Below are 21,305 nucleotides of genomic sequence, written 5' to 3'. Positions count from 1 at the left end.
AAATCATTCCTAGCGTTTGTATATGTCGCGTCCATCTTTAAACTAACTCAATAATGAGTTTTCAGACACATCCTAATTTTACAATTATATTTTTATCAACACACATCGATAAGCAAATTTATGCAAAGATTTGACATGGGGTCTTTATGGTTATGAGCGGTTGTAATGACTAAAGCACCTATCATCCCCACCTCCCCATGTCAAACCCAGTTACTAATATGCATAAGTAATTGCTAGAACTTTAAGCACTTTACTATGCAATTTACACTTAGAGGATGGCTGACAAAGTGTACTCATTCTCGAATCACTGTTATTGCCGTCCGAAGATCAGCGCTGCTTACTTTAATCTCCATTTTTAGTCGCTGAACTTCCTTGCGTTGCGCAAGGAGTTCATTCTGTTCCTCCGCTCGGTTGTCTTTTTCTTTAAAAGAAACTGTGGTTCTACTCTGTTTGACCCAGCGTTCAAATACAGATGCACTCAGATCGTATTCTTCCAAAATATCTGCACGCGGTTTTCCATTCTCGTAGAGTTGAACCACCTGTTGCTTGAACTCGTCTGTAAATGACCGACGCTTACGTTTCCTCATGAACATCCTCTCCATTTCCTATCGATGTGATTGAAATATACTAACCATAGTTTTATGGTAATATTTCCCTCGAAACTTGTCAAACTTTATAATAAAGTATACGAACGTGTAATATACCATTTTTTTATGTTATAATTAACTGTCGCCAAAGGCGTGGATTGAAATGTATATTTTATGATACGAGAACCTATCTCTACATGCAGATAGGTTCTACTCCCATTCAAAACATACTCATTTCAAAAACTTGCTGTCATTCTCAACATCCAGACCATATTCCTCGCTGTACGCCGATTCCTTCAACGCCAGTATTTTTCCGTCCATCAAGCTTACGAGCCCATCGTTTTTACTCAGCTGCTCCCGTTCATTTGCAAACAGACTGATCGTATACTGCTGTGCCTTTCGCAGTAGCATCGACAGGTTCTCGATCGTTTCATCGCCATTTAGTTGCGCAATAATCTCTTTTCCTTCCTCTCCGTACGGAACAAGAACGGTTGTTGTCTGGTCATCGATCACCTGAAAGAAATCGGCTGCCGTCCTGTAGCTGTTCACGATAAATAGCGGCAGACTCTCCCTTTTGGATTCTTTGTACGCAAGGTTATATGAGCTGTTGTTCCTGTTTGCCATTAACAGCTCTGTCATGTCCTTCTCTAGCCCGCGAATAAAATAGTTTAAAAGCGAACGCGAACCGAACTCCGTATAAAATTTTCTAAAATACTGCTCCATCGCGTGAACGGATAATAGATTGCCGCCGTGCTGATTGGGATCTTTTTGGAGGTCAATAAGAAATTGTTGCGCCAGTTTTTTACCTACCTTGATTTCCTGCAAACGATCCAAATTCTCCTCTGCATGATCTATGACATACACCTGCTGAATTTCCGTTTTCCCGTGGCGATTGCATCTGCCGGCCGCCTGTGCAATCGAATCCAGTCCGGCCAACGAACGTATCACACAATCAAAGCTGACATCCACACCTGCTTCTATTAGCTGCGTACTAATGCATATCACTTTTTCTTCACGCTGCAAATGATCCCGCACTTGCCCAAGGATGTGGTTTCGATGCGCCGCACACATCGACGTACTCAGGTGGTAGAGCGGAATATCGAGCGTCTCCACTCGCCGATACAATCTCTTAACAACCGTTTTTGTGTTTAAGACAACCAGAATACTTTGGACTTCTTCCGTTTTCTCGGTAATAAAATCAGCCAGCTTGTTCGTGTCAAAAGTTTCATCCGTTGCTTTATCCACAATTTCCACCCGTTTGAAAGCTTCAATGACGTGATCCACGTTTTGAATCATTTCAGAGTCAGCACTGATTTCCAACCGGCGCTCTACAAAATCAAGGGCCGGCTGGGTAGCCGTGCAAAGAATAAGGCTGGAATGACCATGCGATTTCAAAAAGTTCAGCGCATAATTAAACAACGATACACATGAAACCGGAATTTTCTGTACCTCGTCAAAAATAATGACCGACTCGCATAAGTTGTGAAGCCTTCGTATATTTCTGCTTCCCCTGGCATAGAACACATTCAGAAACTGAACCATCGTTGTAAAAATAATGGGTGAATCCCAGTTATCCTTGGCCAGCTTCAATTTTTGCCGTGCATTAATCATGCCATCCTGGGCCTCATCGTCATCGCTCATGTCGTCTATGACGTTGGAATGGTGCTCCAGAATATGTTCGTCGTCCATAAGGATTTTACGGACTTCCTCTGCATTCTGTTCGATAATTGTTGTAAACGGTACTACATAAATAATGTGCTTTTTGTTCTCCCGAATGGCATGCTTGAGCGCATACCGCAAACTCGCCAAAGTCTTTCCCCCACCAGTCGGAATGGACAACGTATAGATACCAGACGGCTTCTCCGCAAACTTGTCACACTGGTCTGACAATTCCTTTCTCAGTTCGTTGATCCGTGTTTTTGCCTCTTCCTTCTCTTGGTAAAATTGAAGCTTTTTCATCAGCCTCTCATAGTATGTATGAAACAGGTCTTGGCGACATGGAGTGGATTCCTCGTACTTGTTTTCCTCAAACAACCTGGTGTTCGTACGATCTGCATCAATTAATGCACTAAACACAAACTTGGTCAGAAACATCAATTTGCTTTCGCTATTCTCTACAGAAGGCTTGCCAAGATAAGCTTCCAGTTCATCGATTGCACGTAACACATATTGATGAAATGCTTGCTCGCTGATTACTTCGTCAAAAAAACGCTGGATCGACTTGTCGTATTCCTTCAACGGTTTATCCCGGACACGATGCAAGTAGGGAGAATCCAAATCCTTATTTAAAAAGTCATGGAGGTAGGAGTGGTGCGAAATGATCGCATTCCCGACAACCTCAGCTAAAATCCAGCTTCCCCTGGAAGGATTCCCGGTATGAAATTTCTGGTATAATAGTCTGCCCCCCGCAGTCGAATGATCGACACTCCCTCTTTTCGGCGCTTCTCCAGGATTTTCCACGGCTTTTATGATGTAGTCTTTAAACTCCTCGGTGTACTTTCCCATGTCATGAAGCATACCCGCCAGACCTGCGATATGCTTGACGCCTATCTTCTCGCCGATCGATTCCGCCAATGCTTTTACTCCCAGCAAATGCTCCGCGACACTTTGTATCTGTTTGTCGCTTTCACGAATATGCGCGATGAATTTCATGATTACCTCCTCCTCTTCATCATTCAGCGATTATCCATACCGAAACGCATCCTGTACCTAGTTTTTTGTAGAACGATGTCAAAATTAATCATATAACACTTTTGGTAAATAGTGTATAACGCTTGATCTATGCATTTCAGGACCAAGGCCGCTTATCTGTCTAGTCGACGGGATGTATTTCTATAGCAAAACTTCATTCAAAAGATAGCTGCAGCCATTTGAGGCCAGCAAAGAAAAGGCAGACCGCGACGACAGCGCTCTATAGGTGTAGTACACACGTCTTTCGTGTAGCCAGAGTAACCTACGAAGTTACGTACAGAGGCTGTCCTCGTTCATGATAACTTATACTGGATAAGAATCTTATCAATACTTATTAATACAAAAAAGACGCCGCCCTAAAAAATAAGGACAACGCCTTGAGCAAAGCTTCTTCTATTTCACACCCCCGCTAGCATGCCCAGCGTCCGTTTCACCGACTGGGCCGAGCGATCCAAAGCTGCTTTTTCTGTGGCAGAAAGCGGCAACTCGATCACGCATTCGACGCCATTGCCGCCGAGAATGGTCGGCACGCCCAAATACATGTCCCGATAGCCGTATTCGCCTTCCAGGTAGGCGATGGATGGCAGGATGCGTTTTTTGTCCTTGAGGATCGCTTCTGCCATTTGCACGACGGAAGCCGCAGGGGCGTAGTAGGCGCTTCCGGTTCCAAGCAGTTCGACGATTTCGCCTCCGCCTTTTCGCGTGCGCTCGACGATGGCCTCCAGCCGGTCGGCAGGGATGATTTTGTCCAGCGGAATGCCGCCTGCCGAGGAATACTGGATCAGCGGAACCATCTCATCCCCGTGTCCCCCGAGGACAAATGCGGAAATGTCTTCAACCGATACGTTCAGCTCCTGGGCCACAAACGTCTGGAAGCGCGCCGTATCCAAAACTCCCGACTGGCCGAGCACGCGATTTTTCGGAAAACCGGTCGTCTGATAGCAGACGTACGTCATGGCATCCACCGGGTTGCTCAACACAATGACGTAACTATCCGCTGCATAACGGGCGATTTTTTCGGATACGTCGCGGATGATCCCCGCGTTTGTCGCGACCAAATCGTCTCTTGTCATGCCGGGCTTTCTGGCAATTCCGGCTGTGATGATGACCAGATCGCAGCCGCGTATCTCTTCATAATCAGAGGTGCCTGTTATACGGACATTGAGCGCCTGCACCGGACTTGCTTGCAGCATATCAAGCGCTTTTCCTTTTGTCGCCTTTTCCATGGAGGGGATATCCACCAATACGATATCGCCAAGCTCCTTTTGCGCCAGCATCAGAGCAGTCGTCGCGCCGGTAAAGCCTGCCCCGATGACCGCTATTTTTCTGCGTGTAAAAGCCATGCCGTTTCCTCCCGCTTACCGCTCTGGCCGGAAATGGTTTATGCCCCCGACTCCGGCGGCGACTGTTCTTGCTCCTTTATCGCTTGCTGGTTGCCCGTTGCCTTTTTTCCTGCGGCTTTCTCCCTGGCTTCCCCTTTGGCCGGATTGCCCGACGGTTTCGCGCTTGTCTTGCTTTCTTCCGTTTGCAAAAGTTTTTTTATTCCGTCATCCGGGTGCGGAATCACATGGGAGGCGATCAGTTCCCCTACTCGCGCTGCTGCCTCCCGCCCGGATTCGACGGCTGCCTGCACAGCGCCGACATCGCCTTCCACATAGATCGTGACCAGCGCCGCATCTGCTTTCTCCTGTTTCACCAAACGGACATCTGCGGCTTTCAGCATGGCATCCGCCGCTTCGACCGAACCGATCAGTCCCCGTGTCTCAATCATTCCCAATGCCTTGGCCAAGCTTTTCACCTCATTTTTCGTCAGTTCCATCGATCACACAGATGCTCTTTCCTTTTTCGCGTGCGGCATCACGGGCCAACGGCGTGACAATCGTCGTTTTGCGAATCCAGATTTTTTCTTCCTTGATCTGCTCGATATCTCTTTGCGTCAACAGTTTTCCCCGAAAAGTGATCCGCTCGCGGGAGGCGCTCGCGGCGAGAGCAGCCAATGGAGCGATTCGCACCCCAAAGCCCTCCAGCGTCTTTTTATAGCTGCCAAGGTGATGGGCATACGCTGGATTCGCGGCCTTGTCCGCGGAAACATCCAGCATCCATTCCAACTCAGCGGACGGGATGAGCGTGATGCGCAAGCCTCGTAAAAGGAGTGTCGACAACATTTGGCTCTCCGGCGTATCGGCAATGCCCAATGCGCCTTTGACAAGCAAATCTTGTGTTGCATCCAGGAAGACCGCATCGCGCACATTTTCCGGAATCGGGGTCGGCGTCAACGGCAGTTTGATGAGATTCCAGTGCTTTTCCAGTTGGTCCAGCCTGCCGTCAGCGGAAGCATTCAGCACGAGAAGATCTGGTCTATTGGCAGACTCCGGCTCCCATTTGCGCAAAATCTCTCTGACTATCGCTTCGATTGTGGCATAGTCCATCATGCTAGACCCGCGTACTTTATCAATTTTCCCGTTGCTCCGGTTGCGATGAAACCGGCGTTTGCCTCATCGGTATCCAGATGCATCTCCAGCCGATAGTCAGGCGAAACGCGGATCAGCACATTTTCAAAAGAAAGCGCGCGTCCACTCTCCACTGTTATGCGCACGTATTCCCCGTCACTCACATGAAAAGCAGCCGCATCCGCCGGGCTCATGTGCACATGGGCTTGTGCGATAATCAGTCCCTCCTGCAAATAAATACTTCCTTTTGGGCCGATGATCGTAACCGGAGAAGACCCTTTAATATCGCCTGACTTCCGCAGGGGAGGCTGCAAGCCCAATTTGATGGAATCGGTTTTGCTGACTTCCACCTGCGTCAAGTTTCTTGCCGGACCAAGCACCCGCACGTTTTCGATGCCTCCCCTTGGCCCGGCAATCATGACGGTTTCCTGAGCGGCAAATTGCCCTGGCTGGGAGAGCGCTTTTATCGGGGTTAATTCATACCCGCTTCCAAACAGCGCTTCCAGATCGCGTCTGCTCAAATGACAATGCCGCGCAGAAACGGCAAGCGGAATCCCTTTTTCCGCTGGCGGCTGTTTCGAAAACTGGCTGACCACTTCTTCCACGATGGATTGGATCACGTTTTCATTCATTTTGTCATCCCTCACTTGAAAAACCGCGGATTAAAGCTGCGGCTTTATTTGCGGCAAAATGCTTTCGATTTCCGCATGCGGGCGCGGGATGACGTGTAAGGAAAGCAGCTCCCCTACGCGCTGGGCGGCGGCTGCTCCGGCATCTGTCGCCGCCTTGACCGCTCCCACGTCACCGCGAACCAACACCGTGACAATGCCGCCTCCGACGTGAACTTTGCCCACCAGATGCACATTTGCCGCCTTGACCATCGCATCCGCCGCCTCGACCGAAGCGACCAGTCCCCTAGTTTCAATCATTCCTAAAGCAGTCAGTTCCATTGCCATCTGCTATTCCTCCCTGCCATTTTTGCATGTCCTGACGCCGCACTTGCCATCAGGACATCCGCCAATTTTTCACTTGTGTCTCCGCCAGCTTCCTTGTGCCGCTATCCGGACGGGGAACGACAGCACACGCGATCAACGCTCCCGTTTGTTTCGCCACCTGTGCGCCAGATTCGACTGCGATGCGGACGGCGCTGCTGTCTCCTTCGATGAAAACCGTCACCAGCGCCATATCGACTGTTTCCTGATTGACCAGCCGAACATCCGCCGCCTTCAGCATGGCATCCACGACTGCAACCGAGGTCGCCAGCCCCCGCGTTTCAATCATCCCCAATGATTTGGTCACGTGCATTACCCACTTCCTGTATCGACCGAATCAATAATGCCGATAATCAACGCATCAATCGGCAGTCGCTTCCCTTCCTGAATAGAAGCGGCAGAACTTCCCGTCGTCACCATGACGTGATCGCCGACCCCTGCCCCGATTCGATCAACGGCAACAAAAGCTGGCTGACCTGGCCGATCCGTTTCTGTTAATCCTGGTTGCACGATCAGAAGCTTCAATCCTGTCAACCCGTCTTCTTTACGCGTCGCCCAAACGCTCCCAATCACTTTGCCAACCAGCATTCACATGCCCTCCCGGATGTTTTTGCGAGGCGATTTCCTATGGCAAAATGATTTCCAGTTCATTGTGGGGGCGCGGAATGACATGGGCAGAAAGCAGCTCGCCTACGCGTTGGGCGGCTGCGCTGCCTGCTTCTGTCGCCGCCTTGACAGCACCGACGTCGCCCGTGACCAAAACCGTGACAATACCGCCACCGACATGGACTTTTCCTACCAGAGTAACGCTCGCTGCCTTTACCATCGCGTCTGCCGCTTCCAGGGAAGCTACCAATCCTCTCGTTTCGATCATTCCGAGCGCGCCATTAATCGCTCCAGCCATGTGCTACTCCCCCTGTTCATTGTTTGGTCAAGATTTGGCCGACCATGTTTTCTACGATTTTGGAAACGTCAGCAGGATTCCAGGAATGAGCCGTCTTTTCGACTTCCTTGAGCACCTGGCGCACCAGCTTTTCCACATCGTTACTGTCAGCTTGCTCCGTGCGTCCCCTATGCGCTTGCTGTGGCACGGGGATGGCAACCTCTCTGATTCCGTGCGCAATTCGTTTGATGTTGTACAAATGATGAGCCGTAATGTTGTCGGAGGAAATATTTCCGCCGTACGATCCGCATCCCAAGGTCAGCGACGGGCGCAAACCAGTCGTCGCCCCTGCCGCCCCGATGGAAGCGAGCGTGTTCACCAAAATACGGGACACGGGCATATCCAGCCCAAACCGGTAACTGGCCTCTTCATCGCTTGTGTGGATCGAACAACTGTGGCCCCGCCCGCCCAGATTCAACAGTTGGATGCAAATCTGCTTCGCTTCTTCCTCGCTGTTTGCCGTATAGAGAGGCAAGATCGGGGCGAGCTTCTCAATCGAAAAGGGAACATCCTTTCCGACCCGATCTTCCTCTGCGACCAGCAGCCGGGTTCCCGCCGGCACGTGAATACCGGCCATTTCCGCGATCGCGTCCGCGGAGCGCCCTACAATCGCCGGATTCAGCTTCCCCTTTGTCGGCGAAATGACGCTCTCCACCCTCGCTTTTTCTGCCGGGTTCAACATATACCCGCCGTTGTGCAAAAGCTCCCGGATCGTCATTTCCTTGATGTTCCGATGAACGACCATGGCTTGTTCCGACGAGCAGAGCGTGCCGTTATCGAATGTTTTGGAATCGACAATCAGCTTGACTGCCTGCTTCACATTCGCCGTCTTCTCCAGGTAGACGGGGCCGTTTCCCGGTCCTACCCCGTATGCCGGCTTACCGGAGCTATAGGCGGCCTTGACCAACGCCCCTCCCCCTGTTGCCAAAATCAGACTGACATCCCGATGCTTCATCAGTTGGAGCGTCGTTTCAATCGATGGCTGGGGAATCCAGCCGATCAGCCCTTCCGGGGCGCCAGCCTCGACAGCCGCGTCATGACAAATTTTCAACGCGGCAATCGTACACGTTACCGCTGAAGGATGGGGACTCGCCACGATTGCGTTTTGCGCTTTTAAGGCAATCAACGTTTTAAAAATCGCGGTCGAGGTAGGATTGGTCGTCGGGCAAATCGCGGCAATGACGCCAAACGGATAGGCGATTTCCACGATTTTGTCTTTGCTGTTTTTGCGGATGATTCCCACCGTCTTCTCATCCTTGATCGATTCGTACACGCCCATGGAGCCTAACTCGTTTTTGAGCTTTTTATGCTCGACAACGCCTATTCCCGTTTCTTCCACCGCGAGCCGGGCCAAAGACGCGGCTTCTTTGTAGGCGGCCTCCGCAATGCTTTTCACAATGCGATCAACCTGTTCCTGGGAAAACGCGCGAAACCTGGCGTGCGCTTCCTTTGCCCGGCTCACCGCTTCCCGCATCTCTTGTATCGACGCCAAATCACGATCAAATGCGCGAATAGGAAACCCTCCCTTCTTTCCACCTGCGAATCCGTCTACTGATTGTATCTGTAAAAAGTGACCTGTCCTCCCGCTTTTGTCCCTTGCATGGATGCTGTAATCTCGTTCCAGCGTTTGAGCTCTTCCCGCGAAAGCGGACGAGGCGCAGCGTCGGCAGCAGGGTTTGCCGCTTTTGTTCCCTGTATAGAAGCCGAGATGTCCTGCCAGCGTCTGAGCTCTTCCGGCGTAAGTGGCTGCGCAGTCGGGCGCTCTTCCAGCTTGGCAAGAACGAGCCTGGTGATCTTTTCTACCAAAACCGAATCCATCTCCTCACCTCCTCGTCCTCATCATGTCCAGCAATTCGCTATAGCTGGTAACAATCAAATCCGCCTCTGCCAAATGAGCGGTTTCGTTTCTGCTGTTCGCAGCAATTCCGATCGTCGCCTTTAAGCCTGCGCTCTTGCCCAGTTGCATGTCGGCATTCGTATCGCCTACGATCACCGTCTGGCCAAGCGCGATGCCATGACGATCTCTCGCCAGATACGCCATGTCCGGATACGGCTTTCCGTTCTGAACCTGATCGCTGCCGATCACAAAATCGAAGTATTCTGCCAGGCCCACTCGTTCTAGCTGCACCCGTGCTTTTTCCGTATCATCCGCCGTCACGACGCCAAGCATCCGCTCTGCTTTCTTCAACTCTGTCAAAAGCTCGCGTACGCCGTGGACGGGTCGGATCGCCGCCGAGCTGTTCTGCTTTTCGTCCGCATACTGGATGCTGTCCCGGGCGAAAAGCACGGCCGAATCCCAAGCCACTCCCTTTTCATACAGGAAGAACGCGATCACCGCCTGCATTTCCCCCAGGCTCGCAATCGCTAACGGACTTTTCGGGTCGACCTCATCCTCTCCCCAAATCCCTACGGCATCTCCAAATTCCGCCAGACTGAACGGGCAATTGGGCATGACCTCGGCGAGATGTCGGTGAATATCGTAAGCCCAAGGAATCCAAATCGACGGCAGGTCGATCAAGGTTCCGTCTTTATCGAACAAAAACGTCTGGATATCTTCCCCGAAAACGGGCATCGGTGCTCCCCTCCCTTCCTTGATTGAAACGAGTTCGATCTCTTTATTCATTTTTGCAGCTCCACATTCGCCGGATGTTGTCTGCTCTCCTGACTGAACTGTTCTTCCGGCGCGTTGACGTTAATATGATTTTTCGCCCAGGCAAAATAGTAAATGATCGCTACGCCAAACACCGAGATACTGACCCAGAAGAACGTCAAATTCGCAAAGAAGCTGGCAAACAAGGCAATGACAGCCAATACAAGCGAGACGATCGGAATGAATGGATACAACGGGGTTTTGTACGGACGGACGAGATCCGGCTCTTTTTTGCGCAGGATGATGACAGACAAGTTCATGGAAATGTAAGACACAAGCGCTCCGAAGGTAGAAATCAAAATCAGATCATTCGGGTTGAACAAGACGACCAGCAGCAAACCGATGATCCCTGGCAAAATGATCGCTGCATACGGAGTCCTGCGTGTAGGATGCAGGTGGGAGAGAAAAGCCGGAAGATATCCTGCTCTGGATAAGGCGAAAATTTGACGGGAATAAGCGAGAATGACACCGGAAAAGCTTGCGATCAATCCAACCAAACCAATCGAGGCTAAAATTTGCGCTAACCAATACGTATTGCCAAAGGTCGCGGCAACAGCAGTCGGCAACGGATCACTCGCGGTGCTCAACTGGTCGATTCCGCTCAAGCCGATCGCAACCGTAGTCGTCAAAACCGACAAAATCAGCAAAGTCACGATTCCTGACAAAATTCCTTTTGGCATATCCCTTTTGGCATCGCGGCATTCTTCAGACAGCATCGGCAACATTTCGATGGCGAGAAACAGCCACATCGCATACGGCAAAGCCGCCCAGACTCCCTCGATCCCGCCCGGAATCAGCGGCGTTCCTTCGGCGCCGAACAAGTTTTCCATAGAAATCTGCGGCAGGCCGACAAAATACATCAGGACAATCAAGCCCAGCGCAATAAAGACGAGGATCGTTTCCAGACTCGCATATTCCTTTACTCCGATAATGTGGACGATCATAAAAAATAAGTACATGAAGGCGGCTGCCAAAATCGGATTGATCGTCGGAAACAGGAAGTTGATATAAGCCCCAATCCCGATCGCCACTACGGGCGCGGCAATAAAATACTCCAAAATCACACCGATGCCTGTCAAAAAGCCGGCGAATGGCCCCATGGCCCGCCTGGCAAACGAGTAAGGCCCGCCTGCATACGGCAAAGCCGTGGACAGCTCGGAGATGCCAAAGCACATGAACAAATACATCACAGCCATCACGCCAATCGCGATCAGCATTCCGATGTACCCCGAAGCCGCCAAACCGAAATTCCAGCCGAAATAGTTTCCGGAAATGACGATGCCGACCCCGATTACCCACAGATGAAAAGCGGACAACGTCTTTTTCAGTTCCAATTGCTTGCTCATACCGTCATCTCCCTCACATTCTTGTTCAAGAAGTTGTTGCAAGGTTAATGTGACTCGAAAATCAAAAGAATCTTTTTGAATATTCCAAATATTGTCTTGCCAAAGCGTCCGTCTGCTCCGTGTATTCACCCCCCAGCTCCCTCGTCGTTTCATTTTCCCGACTGCCGATCCAGGCGATCAGTTGCAGTCTGCGCATCATGATAAACGTAGGGATTTCCAGCTCTTCTTCTTTCGACAGCGCTCGAACTTTGCGATATCCTTTGAGCCAGGCTTGAATCAGGTCAGGCACGTACGGTTTATGCTCGATAAAAGTCAAGGACGATGCCAAATCAAAAAGATACCACCCGAACCCGCTGTCGTCAAAATCAATCACTTTCACTTGTTCGTCCAGGACAAGCAGGTTCGTGTTGCGCAAATCGGCATGAATCAGGCCGAAACGGTTTGCGTCTTTTCCAAAACGGTCCAGCCGGGGCTTGATGATATCCGCTACTTGTTGAAACAGGTGCAGTCTTTCTGGCGTAATCGCTACCCCATCCTGCCATCTGCCCCAGATCGGCCTTTCTCCCAGAATTGTTTCGTAATCCCACGTAGGACGCTTGATCTCGCGAAATGCAGCCCAGTTGTCGATCGCATGCTGATGAAAATGCGCTGAAATTTCACCGATCAGCTCAAATTGTTTGACCAGCTCTGTCTCGTTATGCGCGTCCGGCGCCTCGCCTTCCAGAAAGGTAAACAGCACGCAGCAATATTCCTGGGAGTCGCTGTCCAGTTGCACCGTCTGAATGTATTCGCCGTTTTTTCCTGCGATCGGCAGAGATACCTCGACGGAAGTATCCTGATAGATCGAGCTGATCCAGTGAACCTCCCCCTCGATCTCTGCTTTCGTGTGGTAGCCGGGGCGACATACGCGCAATACGTATTTTTCGGCAGTGGGGACGTTTTTTACCAAATAGGTAGCGTTCTCTGAGTAATTCAACAGATCGACCGTCGCTTGCGACAAGTTTGGATAGGAGTGAATGGCATGTTTGGCAACCTGATGAAAAACTTCCACATGCTCTTTCCACAGCTCTGCACTTGAATGGCTCATCTTCCTGCACTGCCCCTTCCTAAAATGGGATGATAACGGACAAACCAAACCTTTTACACCAAAGCACGCGCAGCTTGTCTGATGCTCAACTCGCAACGGGACAATAGTTCATCGCAATAGTTCTGGTCGCACAGCAGCCCTGGCTTGAATTGCAGCACTTTCGTGTCGAGCATCGAGTAGATCGCCCATACGCCATTGTTATAGAGCGCGCGCATGACCTGTTTTGCTCCCTCAGGCTGCGCAAACTCCAGCCCCATCACTACGCCCAACTGACGAATCCCGACGAAAAAGTCGGCATTTTGCTTTTTGATCGTTTCCAGCCCTGCGCGCAAATACCGGGATACGTAGTCGACGTTTTCGATGACTTCTTTTCGCTGGGAGATTTCCAATACTTTCAACGCTACGATACAGCCCAGCTCGGAACCGCCGAATGTCGAGATGTGGGCAAAGCCGTCTTCGTTCATCCATTGTCCTGCTCTCTCGCTCACGACCGTAGCTGCAATCGGATAAATCCCGCCGCCAAACCCTTTTGCCGTGACCAAAATATCCGGCTCTACGCCATAGTGCTCGATCCCCCACAGCTTTCCTGTACGCAGCAAGCCCGTCTGCACCTCGTCGGCTATGTACAAGGAGCCGTACTTTTCGCAGAGCTGCTTCACCGCATACAGATAGCCTTTTTCCGGCAGCGGGAAGCCGTATGTGGCCGGAATGGTTTCCATAATGACGCAGGCGACATCTTCACGGGAAAGCGCGGCTTCCATAGCCTGGACATCATTAAACAGCACATGGATAAATTCCCCCGGCGCTCCTTCTCCCAAAAACGGCCGGGAATAACGCTCATTCCCCAGCGACACAGCCAATCCGGTATGACCGTGATAAGCAAATTTGACGGAGACGATTTTTTTTCGTTTCGTCGCGTACCGGGCGCATTTCAAAGCTACATCAATCGCTTCCCCTCCTCCGCTGGAAAAAATCGAATACTTCAGACTATTTGGCGTGCACCCTCCGAGTTCTTCGGCGAGCTGCGCACGCGTGATCGCGGGAAAATGATGATTCCCGATATCAAATTCATCCAAAGCATTTTTTAAGGTAGAAATAATTTCGGGATTCCGGTGCCCAAGGTTAAATGTTCCGCCATTTAAATGAAGGTCCATCAGTTGCTTCCCGTTCATGTCGTACAGGTAGTAACCTTCCCGCTTTCCGATGACCAGATCGATCCCGTCTTTTTGCCATTGCCTTGTTTTTCCCGGGTTCCACCACTGGACGGACTTTTTGAGCACAGCGTCTTTATCACCGAATCTAAGCATTCGTCTTCTCCCCATTTTCAGCAGTTTTTTACGGCCAAAAGCTGGCCTCTTTACATATCCTCGGCAATCAAAAGCTCGATCTCTTTCTCGGCCAATATTTTTTTCCATTCTTCCGAGCAGCTTTTGTCAGTGATAATCATGGACGCATCCACGAGAGGACAAATGTAGGCGAAATCGGTTTTTCCAAACTTCGTATGGTCAGCCAAAACAATGACCTCTTCCGCACGCTCCATCATTTTGCGGGAAATGTTGGCCCCGTCCAGGTCGTAGTCCGTAATGCCGTCGCTCATCGAGATCCCGCTTGCAGAAATAAATACTTTGTTGGTCTTCAGACGCTCCAGCATCCTTTCCGCGAGAGGGCCGACAGCCGATTTTTGAACGCGCTCCACTTCCCCGCCGATGAAAATAATTCTTCCCTTGAACACTTCGAGAGCCAGAAGCAAGACCGGGATGGATTGGGTAATGATGGTGACGTTCTGTTTGTCCGCCAAAAAACGCACGATCTCCAGCGTGGTCGTTCCATAGCCAATCATGATACTGTCGCCGTCCTCGACAAGCTCTGCTGCCGCTTTGCAAAGGGAGCGTTTCTCTTTTTCGTTCATGGCCGCTCGCTGTTCAAAAGGTTTATCCCAGGAAGAAGTTTTCTCTTTTACAGCGCCGCCATAAACTTTTCTCAGCATGCCTTCTTTTTCGAGCTTATCCAGATCGCGCCGAATCGTTTCGCCAGAGACTTGAAGGATTTCCGCCAGTTCACGGACCTGTACTTTCCCGTCTCTTTCCAATGTTTTTAAAATTGTTTTTTTACGATCCTCAAATGATAGAGACATGACTTCATCACCTGCTACGTTTTTTCCACACGGCCACAGTTGGAGCATCCGCTTTATTCTTTGTTGATTAATGTGGAATTGCATTGATGATAACATTGTCTATTTATTACAGTCAACGTCTCTCGCTCTTGTTGTCCCCAACGCGTGTAGCTGCGCTGCCGTTCCAGTCTGCAACAACAACTGCCTCATCCGCCACGGATCATCCTCACGACTCCTTTTCCGTTTTTTCGCATGATTCCACTCTAGAAGATGATGATTCCACAAAAATTGTTCAGTATTTCCTGCACTTCAATGTTGTATGTTGATTATTCATGTGGTTTTGACAAGATAATATCACGCCCGTTTTACCTCGTCAATATTTTTAGAAAATTATAAATTATACAAAATCTGTTGTTGCTCTCCTCTCTGACTCCTGGCAACCAACGCCAGTGACGGCAAGCAACAACCAGCCATCTCTATGACCTGAATACAGGCGCCTGGGTTCTTTACCGTTCAAAGACAGGCTTGCTGTTGCCTCGCAGACAAACGGGGATCATGAGCTTGCTTTACGCCCGACTTGTGAAAATGTATATTGGAAAGCGACGGTACAAGGCCGATCGCGTTGAAGAATGGTGGTGAATGATGGCATGGCGAATTTCTACGAAGAGCTGGCGCAGGACCTCGCGAAAGTAGCCTTGGAGGTGCACGGCGTCTACCGGACGAAGCTTGCGGGCGGGATGATCTACGACGGCCATGTCAACCAGCCGACAACCAAGTGCGCTGTCATCGTCTGCTTGCGGGGACAGGCCGAATTTCGCTTCGATGAAACCGAACGATACACGCTGGAGCCGGGCAAGGTGCTGCTCGGCGGGCTGAACAAGCGGCTGGAAATTCAGACTGCCCCGGACGGATTCGAATACTGCCTCGTGCACTACTTGCCCGTCAGTCCGCATGGGGAAGATACGCGGCGATTGACAGACGTGTCCTTGCTCCATGCCCCGCTTGACCCCGAGTTGCATCAACTGCTGGAGCAACTGCTGAAGACGGCTTCTGCCCCAGACAGCATGGGCCTGCTGGGTAAAAAAACGCTGTTCTACCACCTGCTGAACAAGGTGTTGCAGTCCGAACGCCTTCATCAAAACAAAGACAGCCATGCGTTGATCGACGAGGCGATTTTATACATTCAGGAAAATTATGCGCAGCCGCTTTCGCTCGGCCATCTGGCCAACCGCTACGGCATGAAGGCGAAATACTTTTCCTACCTGTTTCACAAGTACGTGGGAATTGGCCCGATTGACTATTTGATCCAGTACCGGATGAATCGGGCGCACGAGTTGCTATTGACAGGACAATTTTCCGTATCCGCCGTCGCCAAAAGCGTTGGCTATCTTGACGCTTACTACTTCAGCAGGCTGTTCAAGAAGCACAAAGGCGTTTCACCAGGCCGCATAGGGCTGTACCTCAGAAGAAATCGTCCATCGTAAAGTCGGGAATTCCTCCATTTTCATGGGGCAAGGAACGTGGTACATTCATATTTGTCAATGAGAATCATTATCAAATGTGATGCACACAGAAAGGATGCCTGACGAGGAATGCGAATAAAGTCATGGGCTATGATGGTCAGTCTGTTATGTTTGATTTTGCTGCTTGGAGCTTGTTCCGGCGCGAACACCCCGAATCAGAACGCATCGGGCGGCGACCAGAGCGCGAAAACGAGCCCGTCTCAGGAGCAGCAAGCCCCGGCAGCGACGTCCGGGGCGACATCCCCGGAGCCCGCTGCGTTCCCCCGTACGATCAAGGACGCGAACGGAGACGTGACGATTGAAAAGCAGCCGAAAAAGGTTGCCGTCGTCCATTGGGGGTACGCGGATTCCTTGCTGCTGTTCGATGTTCCGTCGGTCGCGCTCGCGCTGCCGTTTACCGAAAAACAGTCCGTGCTGCATTCGGACAGCTACAAGCCGTATGTAGAGAAAGTGCAGGAGCTGAAAATCGTCGGCGAAAACACCCAGGTGAACATGGAGGCGCTGCTCGACTACGCTCCCGACCTGATTATCGCCGGCAATGACGTCAACAAGGAGATTTTGGCCTCCCTGCCGCAAATCGCGCAAACCGTCGTGATCGACGAGCAGACGATCAACGTCTGGTCGGACTGGCAGTCGCTTGTCACCAAGTTCTGTGAAATTTTGGGCCAGGAAGAGACAGCAAAGCGCTATATTGCCGACTATCAGGCACAGTTGCAAAGCGCCAAGGAAAAGCTGGCGGGCCTGGACGGAACGGTGGCCTTCGTGCAAGTTCGCGACAAAGCAGTGTGGCTGCAGGGCACGAATTATTTGAAGCCTTATTATGAAGGCATGGGCCTGAAGCCTCCGACCTCTGCCAATCTGGATATGCAGGAAGGGGCGCAAATCACCCTCGAAGGTTTGAGTGTGCTGAATCCCGACTATTTGTTCCTCGGCTATTTCAATTACAGCGACAAGACCATCCCCGCCCTGACGGATGAGTGGGACGACACAGCGGTGTGGAGCAAGTTAAAAGCCGTGCAAAACAAGCATGTGTACGGAATCAACGGCGAGCTTGCCCTTGGGTACGGCCCGATCGGGAATATGTATGGGGTTAAAGCGGTGCTTGAGGCGTTGGGGAGATAGAGAAATTGGGATGTAGGAGGTAGTAGGGAAAAGGCTGTGGCGTTTGCCGTGAGGGGGCGCTGCGGCCTTTTTTGCGTTGGTTCAAAGGCACGGAAGCGACAGCCGATAAGGGCATCCACTCTCGTAACTATTGGTCATAACCGGGAGATCATAGGCTACAGATGTAGAAACTTCATCAGCAGCTTCAATTACTCCTCCTTGCCCAAAACCAATCATAACCATGGATTCCTTTTCAGGAAAAACATAACCCTTCATTGGCAAATAACGTGCCGCTAGCTAGGTCAGCCTCCGAATCTATGCTTATTCATCTTTATTTGGATAAGGTGTAAACGCCCCATCTTGATTAAGAATGGGGACTATTTTGCTTACGTCAAATTCAGACGCGATCGTTACATCATCCTGGTAGCCCATTGCAATCAATTCCTGACCAGAGCCCGTTTTAACAAGCCACTGTGGAAGCTTGTCTTTCATTTGCATCAAATACTACGACAGCAGTTAAGGCTTCTGGAGACAATCGCTGCTCTTCCAATTGGCTTAAAATTGCTCCTGCTGCCATCAAATCCTCAAATGCCGGGCGCAAGCTCCCGTCTGGGGCCATCTTTCGCCACAAGCAATTACCGACACAACCCCCTCACTTTGCCTTGCAAAACTGGCTACTGCCGATACATTCCTCAAGCATCCCGCCACGACTGTTGCTTTTGACTCTCTCGCAAGGAATGAACACGTCGCTCCATTTGGAGAAGGCAGTACAATCCGACTCCCAAACGGTATCGTTGAAAGCTCATACGGTGAAAGCGAGATCGGTTCGCCGCGTTTGCCTGCTACTATCGCATTGACTTGATCTGCGTACTCACCAGCTGCCTTTCCTTTTGACGGGTATGGAAAGACTGTTCCTCCTCGATTCAATACAACATCTACACATGTCGTAAAGGAAAGAACATCAATAATCACCACGATATCCGATAGAGCCGCTAGTGTCCTTACTCCTTCATACCCCCAATCAAAGCGCACATCTGCGCCAGTTTGTTGGAAAAAAGTTAAATCGTCCATTTTCCTCTCCTTTTTCCCCGAATATCAAATTACGGTAAACAAAATACACAGTAAAGATGGACAAGCTTTTTACTTGCTGCGTTGCCCATTGGATACGAAAGCCAACGCATAGTTGGACCAAGATTGATGGGCGATGACCTGCACTTCCGGTCACTCTGCAAAATGGCGGACTACGTTACACACCCTTCCATTCTCCGCTCAGATTAGCACGACTGTTCTGATTACTCAAGGAGTCGATGCTACAATCCTTTTCTGAACGGCTAGGTCACTCTACAATTCCCCCCATGAACGTGTACGGACACGCTCAAAGTTTTGCCGATAAAGAAGCCTGCGCGCAATTCTCGATTCAATCCATACTGTATACAAAATCGACCAAACTGTGATGATCCTTAGGAAGCGGGTAATTTTCAAATACATTGCTTAGATTCTTTGTAGCCATATCATAATAAAAAAGTCCATACTGGTTATTGGCATCCCTTCCTAGAACAAACAAGCCTTCCGTATTATCCCTCGGGTAAAAAGTTTTCACTTCCTTAATACCCGGAACATCAAAATCTTCGACCTTTTGACTGTCGATATACAATATTTTTAGCGTCCTGGGTTTGGACGAACCCATAAATGGATCGTATGTCATTAAGATTCTATTTCGATCAAGCTGCCTGGTGAGTCTGATTTCAAATTGGTCCGTATGGTAGATCGGCTGATAATGTCCAAAATCCAAATCCATCAAATAGAGTGTTTTTGGTCGAATATGTGTAACTTCCGTAACTTTACGTGTTCTCATTTCGGAATCGGAAGCAGTAAGGCTTAATAACTTCTTCGTCGTATAATTATAGGACAACGAGAAACACCAGGTGTCATCGTCGTCTGGATTTAGATAAGTAAATTCTCTCGTCGTCCGATCAAAAATAGCCGGTTGAGTAACGGTAACGAATTGCGGTGCAACGTTTGTAATCATTTTGTTATCTACTATAAACAAATCATTGAAAAGAAACTTGCCAAAGGTTAATTGTTTTCTTTCTTTCGTTTTTAGATTATATTCATACAAATTATCAACTTCGTCACCTGTAACGCTATCGCTAAAATACACTTTATTGTTCCGAAGATCTGCAAAAGCCACCGGATACCCAGGATCTACAGGAACCCTCAAGATTTCCGACATTTTTTGATCCTGAATCGAATAAAGGTACAACACTAAAGAAACCCCGTCAGCATCATTTTTTCCATTATTATAAACTGTAGCTGTTATGTGCAAATATTCCTTTAATTCTCTTTTTGCATTACCCTCAAGTGTATGTTGATTTATAGCAATGATAGCTAAAATAATAACAACGATGATGCTGCCAAGCGTTATCATTCTCTTTTTCATATTCAAACGTTACTCCTAAGCTAAAGATTTTGAATGATATCTTGTTGGAGTGGTATACGCCATTACTTCTAAAAGAACAGCGTATATCAATGAAAAAAATTAAATCTTAACAACATTAATGGGCATGTCGGCTCGCGGTTAATAAAAGACTATCTAGGTATGCTCTGATCCGAAAATCTCTTATGGTAATACCGTACATTAGGCACTGAAGTATCTCTTGTATTCCCCGCAACCGTTTGCAAATTGCTTAATCCCCAAATATCGATAATAGCATCAGGCAAAGTCCCTACAGATGCCTGATAAAAAGTAAAGGCTTTATCTGTATCTAAATTTCTTATTGTAATATCCTTATCTCCCTTTTTAGAATAATCATACTCTTTATGAGTAGCACAATCATAGTTTTTCAGCTTATTATCTCTATTGCCGATTGAACCAGTAAAATAAGTCGCTCTGCCTGTTCCTAGAAAACTGTCGTCACCAGCCTGATACGTCAATACGTTTCGATCATCCTTCCCCCATTTCCACTGAACATTGCTAGCAGCACTGGGAACCGCTTTTTTCGAATTGGCATTACGATTCAGTGCTGAAACCGGCTCATTATGAAGGGAATAACCAGAAGGATCGTTTTCATCCGCATAATAAATGTTGTTTAGTTCGCCCGTAACTTCATCGTAAACTACTTTCATTCCCGGATAAATTTCAGGTAGAGGTGCTTGAATATAATCGCCCGCCACACTCATTTGAAACGCTTTTATTGCCAATTCATTCTCAAGCTCAATCTGCCTGGCTTCTTCTTCTGTCGCATCTTCAGGAATTTTCGCAATATGCGGTCCATCCAAATTCCTGGAAACTTGTCTAACATCGAAATTGGGATACCCGCCTTTTTCTACGACAATCTGAAGATTATCATCATAAATCAATACTGTGCCAGGTAACATGTACTGCGGAATCGTATTGTCCTCACGAGCAGATACTTCAACCGAACTCAAAAATAACTCAGCCGACATGGCAACAACTAAAAATGCAGGTAACTTTCTTTTCATAAAATGATCCCCTTTCTAAAAAAATCCGCACTTACGGCTGCTTGAGTAGACAAAATGGTAAAGTCGCAGCGTCGATCAGCAAACGTTCCACCTCACTCCTTTCCTCCTTTTATGGTTCATGCAGAATTTTCTCCACTCTCTTCCAGCACTTCTGTCGCACTAGTTGCCAGTCATACAAGTTTTCGGAAGTTGACTGCCATTTTCGGAATAGCTGCAATCCTGTACCAAACGGTTTATAGGTGACTTGTATATTTGTAAAATATTTGATTCATCACCATAACCCGTGCTAGACATTGAAAAAACGTAGATGTTCCTCTATCGTGAAAGTTGTCCTGACCA

At 49.2% G+C, this 21,305-nt stretch carries 21 protein-coding genes and 1 pseudogene; 2 read left to right on the top strand and 20 right to left on the bottom strand.

The features are described 5' to 3' along the window. Window positions 1-302: 302 nt before the first annotated feature. From AC3WQH_RS23605 to AC3WQH_RS23525, 17 genes and pseudogenes are all read right to left on the bottom strand, one after another. A pseudogene (locus tag AC3WQH_RS23605) lies at window positions 303-587 on the bottom strand (transposase); the annotation flags it as partial. A 231-nt stretch (window positions 588-818) separates the two neighbouring features. Then, window positions 819-3,239, bottom strand: coding sequence for a CRISPR-associated helicase Cas3' (gene cas3, locus AC3WQH_RS23600; RefSeq protein ID WP_492332280.1), 2,421 nt, complete (start codon window positions 3,237-3,239; stop codon window positions 819-821). Between the two features lie 437 nt (window positions 3,240-3,676). Further along, a complete protein-coding gene (mdh, locus tag AC3WQH_RS23595; protein WP_026558517.1) occupies window positions 3,677-4,621 on the bottom strand; it encodes a malate dehydrogenase in 945 nt (314 codons plus the stop codon). 38 nt (window positions 4,622-4,659) lie between these two features. After that, window positions 4,660-5,067: a BMC domain-containing protein gene (locus AC3WQH_RS23590; RefSeq protein WP_025847357.1), complete on the bottom strand. Its 408-nt coding sequence runs from the start codon at window positions 5,065-5,067 to the stop codon at window positions 4,660-4,662. Between the two features lie 10 nt (window positions 5,068-5,077). Then, on the bottom strand, window positions 5,078-5,707 hold the full coding sequence (locus AC3WQH_RS23585; RefSeq protein WP_241752853.1) for a hypothetical protein: 630 nt from the start codon (window positions 5,705-5,707) through the stop codon (window positions 5,078-5,080). After that, window positions 5,707-6,360, bottom strand: a complete 654-nt coding sequence (locus tag AC3WQH_RS23580; RefSeq protein ID WP_005829001.1) for a phosphate propanoyltransferase — start codon at window positions 6,358-6,360, stop codon at window positions 5,707-5,709. Before AC3WQH_RS23580 ends, AC3WQH_RS23585 begins: the two co-directional genes overlap by 1 nt. Before the next feature lie 30 nt (window positions 6,361-6,390). Further along, complete coding sequence (locus AC3WQH_RS23575) at window positions 6,391-6,684, bottom strand: BMC domain-containing protein (RefSeq protein ID WP_035987689.1); 294 nt, start codon at window positions 6,682-6,684, stop codon at window positions 6,391-6,393. Between the two features lie 49 nt (window positions 6,685-6,733). Continuing rightward, the gene (locus tag AC3WQH_RS23570; protein WP_005829005.1) at window positions 6,734-7,033 is read right to left on the bottom strand and encodes a BMC domain-containing protein; all 300 of its coding nucleotides are present in this window, start codon (window positions 7,031-7,033) and stop codon (window positions 6,734-6,736) included. Then, a complete protein-coding gene (locus AC3WQH_RS23565; protein ID WP_025847348.1) occupies window positions 7,033-7,308 on the bottom strand; it encodes a EutN/CcmL family microcompartment protein in 276 nt (91 codons plus the stop codon). Before AC3WQH_RS23565 ends, AC3WQH_RS23570 begins: the two co-directional genes overlap by 1 nt. A gap of 37 nt (window positions 7,309-7,345) precedes the next feature. Beyond that, entirely contained in the window at window positions 7,346-7,624 is a 279-nt protein-coding gene (locus AC3WQH_RS23560) for a BMC domain-containing protein (RefSeq protein ID WP_005829009.1), read from the bottom strand. Between the two features lie 16 nt (window positions 7,625-7,640). Then, entirely contained in the window at window positions 7,641-9,137 is a 1,497-nt protein-coding gene (locus AC3WQH_RS23555) for an aldehyde dehydrogenase family protein (RefSeq protein ID WP_081494726.1), read from the bottom strand. 74 nt (window positions 9,138-9,211) lie between these two features. After that, window positions 9,212-9,481, bottom strand: a complete 270-nt coding sequence (locus tag AC3WQH_RS23550; RefSeq protein ID WP_005829010.1) for a hypothetical protein — start codon at window positions 9,479-9,481, stop codon at window positions 9,212-9,214. A 4-nt stretch (window positions 9,482-9,485) separates the two neighbouring features. Further along, complete coding sequence (locus AC3WQH_RS23545; RefSeq protein ID WP_237716690.1) at window positions 9,486-10,286, bottom strand: HAD family hydrolase; 801 nt, start codon at window positions 10,284-10,286, stop codon at window positions 9,486-9,488. Next, the gene (gene eat / locus AC3WQH_RS23540) at window positions 10,283-11,659 is read right to left on the bottom strand and encodes an ethanolamine permease (protein WP_007786254.1); all 1,377 of its coding nucleotides are present in this window, start codon (window positions 11,657-11,659) and stop codon (window positions 10,283-10,285) included. Before eat ends, AC3WQH_RS23545 begins: the two co-directional genes overlap by 4 nt. A gap of 61 nt (window positions 11,660-11,720) precedes the next feature. Then, on the bottom strand, window positions 11,721-12,746 hold the full coding sequence (locus AC3WQH_RS23535; protein WP_007786252.1) for a phosphotransferase enzyme family protein: 1,026 nt from the start codon (window positions 12,744-12,746) through the stop codon (window positions 11,721-11,723). Window positions 12,747-12,799: 53 nt separating this feature from the next. Continuing rightward, the gene (locus AC3WQH_RS23530; protein WP_492332279.1) at window positions 12,800-14,053 is read right to left on the bottom strand and encodes a class-III pyridoxal-phosphate-dependent aminotransferase; all 1,254 of its coding nucleotides are present in this window, start codon (window positions 14,051-14,053) and stop codon (window positions 12,800-12,802) included. Between the two features lie 50 nt (window positions 14,054-14,103). Continuing rightward, the gene (locus AC3WQH_RS23525) at window positions 14,104-14,880 is read right to left on the bottom strand and encodes a DeoR/GlpR family DNA-binding transcription regulator (RefSeq protein ID WP_005829019.1); all 777 of its coding nucleotides are present in this window, start codon (window positions 14,878-14,880) and stop codon (window positions 14,104-14,106) included. Window positions 14,881-15,506: 626 nt separating this feature from the next. Between AC3WQH_RS23525 and AC3WQH_RS23520 the strand changes: the two genes are divergently transcribed. Both AC3WQH_RS23520 and AC3WQH_RS23515 read left to right on the top strand, forming a co-directional pair. Continuing rightward, window positions 15,507-16,343 carry a helix-turn-helix domain-containing protein gene (locus tag AC3WQH_RS23520; RefSeq protein WP_007786247.1) on the top strand — a complete coding sequence of 279 codons (837 nt, stop codon included), beginning with the start codon at window positions 15,507-15,509 and terminating at the stop codon, window positions 16,341-16,343. A 108-nt stretch (window positions 16,344-16,451) separates the two neighbouring features. Beyond that, the gene (locus tag AC3WQH_RS23515; RefSeq protein ID WP_492332278.1) at window positions 16,452-17,504 is read left to right on the top strand and encodes an ABC transporter substrate-binding protein; all 1,053 of its coding nucleotides are present in this window, start codon (window positions 16,452-16,454) and stop codon (window positions 17,502-17,504) included. A gap of 555 nt (window positions 17,505-18,059) precedes the next feature. Here AC3WQH_RS23515 and AC3WQH_RS23510 read toward each other — a convergent pair. From AC3WQH_RS23510 to AC3WQH_RS23500, 3 genes are all read right to left on the bottom strand, one after another. Next, window positions 18,060-18,554: a 2-phosphosulfolactate phosphatase gene (locus AC3WQH_RS23510; protein WP_309479759.1), complete on the bottom strand. Its 495-nt coding sequence runs from the start codon at window positions 18,552-18,554 to the stop codon at window positions 18,060-18,062. 346 nt (window positions 18,555-18,900) lie between these two features. After that, entirely contained in the window at window positions 18,901-19,923 is a 1,023-nt protein-coding gene (locus AC3WQH_RS23505) for a hypothetical protein (protein WP_005836871.1), read from the bottom strand. A 149-nt stretch (window positions 19,924-20,072) separates the two neighbouring features. Then, window positions 20,073-20,966: a hypothetical protein gene (locus AC3WQH_RS23500; protein ID WP_007786241.1), complete on the bottom strand. Its 894-nt coding sequence runs from the start codon at window positions 20,964-20,966 to the stop codon at window positions 20,073-20,075. Between the last annotated feature and the right edge of the window lie 339 nt (window positions 20,967-21,305).

It is taken from the genome of Brevibacillus sp. FW301-21C12A (genome assembly GCF_058788915.1).
The sequence above is the reverse complement of the archived record's forward strand: the minus strand, read 5'-3'. Positions and strand labels throughout refer to the sequence as shown.

What these genes read in the sequence shown, in the direction of transcription:
- cas3 (WP_492332280.1), bottom strand. Translation starts at nt 3,239, where the DNA reads ATGAAATTCATCGCGCATATTCGTGAAAGCGACAAACAGATACAAAGT.
- AC3WQH_RS23535 (WP_007786252.1), bottom strand. Translation starts at nt 12,746, where the DNA reads ATGAGCCATTCAAGTGCAGAGCTGTGGAAAGAGCATGTGGAAGTTTTT.
- AC3WQH_RS23555 (WP_081494726.1), bottom strand. Translation starts at nt 9,137, where the DNA reads ATGCGGGAAGCGGTGAGCCGGGCAAAGGAAGCGCACGCCAGGTTTCGC.
- AC3WQH_RS23575 (WP_035987689.1), bottom strand. Translation starts at nt 6,684, where the DNA reads ATGGCAATGGAACTGACTGCTTTAGGAATGATTGAAACTAGGGGACTG.
- AC3WQH_RS23560 (WP_005829009.1), bottom strand. Translation starts at nt 7,624, where the DNA reads ATGGCTGGAGCGATTAATGGCGCGCTCGGAATGATCGAAACGAGAGGA.
- AC3WQH_RS23530 (WP_492332279.1), bottom strand. Translation starts at nt 14,053, where the DNA reads ATGCTTAGATTCGGTGATAAAGACGCTGTGCTCAAAAAGTCCGTCCAG.
- AC3WQH_RS23515 (WP_492332278.1), top strand. Translation starts at nt 16,452, where the DNA reads ATGCGAATAAAGTCATGGGCTATGATGGTCAGTCTGTTATGTTTGATT.
- AC3WQH_RS23550 (WP_005829010.1), bottom strand. Translation starts at nt 9,481, where the DNA reads ATGGATTCGGTTTTGGTAGAAAAGATCACCAGGCTCGTTCTTGCCAAG.
- eat (WP_007786254.1), bottom strand. Translation starts at nt 11,659, where the DNA reads ATGAGCAAGCAATTGGAACTGAAAAAGACGTTGTCCGCTTTTCATCTG.
- AC3WQH_RS23545 (WP_237716690.1), bottom strand. Translation starts at nt 10,286, where the DNA reads ATGAATAAAGAGATCGAACTCGTTTCAATCAAGGAAGGGAGGGGAGCA.
- mdh (WP_026558517.1), bottom strand. Translation starts at nt 4,621, where the DNA reads ATGGCTTTTACACGCAGAAAAATAGCGGTCATCGGGGCAGGCTTTACC.
- AC3WQH_RS23525 (WP_005829019.1), bottom strand. Translation starts at nt 14,880, where the DNA reads ATGTCTCTATCATTTGAGGATCGTAAAAAAACAATTTTAAAAACATTG.
- AC3WQH_RS23585 (WP_241752853.1), bottom strand. Translation starts at nt 5,707, where the DNA reads ATGGACTATGCCACAATCGAAGCGATAGTCAGAGAGATTTTGCGCAAA.
- AC3WQH_RS23505 (WP_005836871.1), bottom strand. Translation starts at nt 19,923, where the DNA reads ATGAAAAAGAGAATGATAACGCTTGGCAGCATCATCGTTGTTATTATT.
- AC3WQH_RS23520 (WP_007786247.1), top strand. Translation starts at nt 15,507, where the DNA reads ATGGCGAATTTCTACGAAGAGCTGGCGCAGGACCTCGCGAAAGTAGCC.
- AC3WQH_RS23565 (WP_025847348.1), bottom strand. Translation starts at nt 7,308, where the DNA reads ATGCTGGTTGGCAAAGTGATTGGGAGCGTTTGGGCGACGCGTAAAGAA.
- AC3WQH_RS23510 (WP_309479759.1), bottom strand. Translation starts at nt 18,554, where the DNA reads ATGGACGATTTAACTTTTTTCCAACAAACTGGCGCAGATGTGCGCTTT.
- AC3WQH_RS23570 (WP_005829005.1), bottom strand. Translation starts at nt 7,033, where the DNA reads ATGCACGTGACCAAATCATTGGGGATGATTGAAACGCGGGGGCTGGCG.
- AC3WQH_RS23500 (WP_007786241.1), bottom strand. Translation starts at nt 20,966, where the DNA reads ATGAAAAGAAAGTTACCTGCATTTTTAGTTGTTGCCATGTCGGCTGAG.
- AC3WQH_RS23580 (WP_005829001.1), bottom strand. Translation starts at nt 6,360, where the DNA reads ATGAATGAAAACGTGATCCAATCCATCGTGGAAGAAGTGGTCAGCCAG.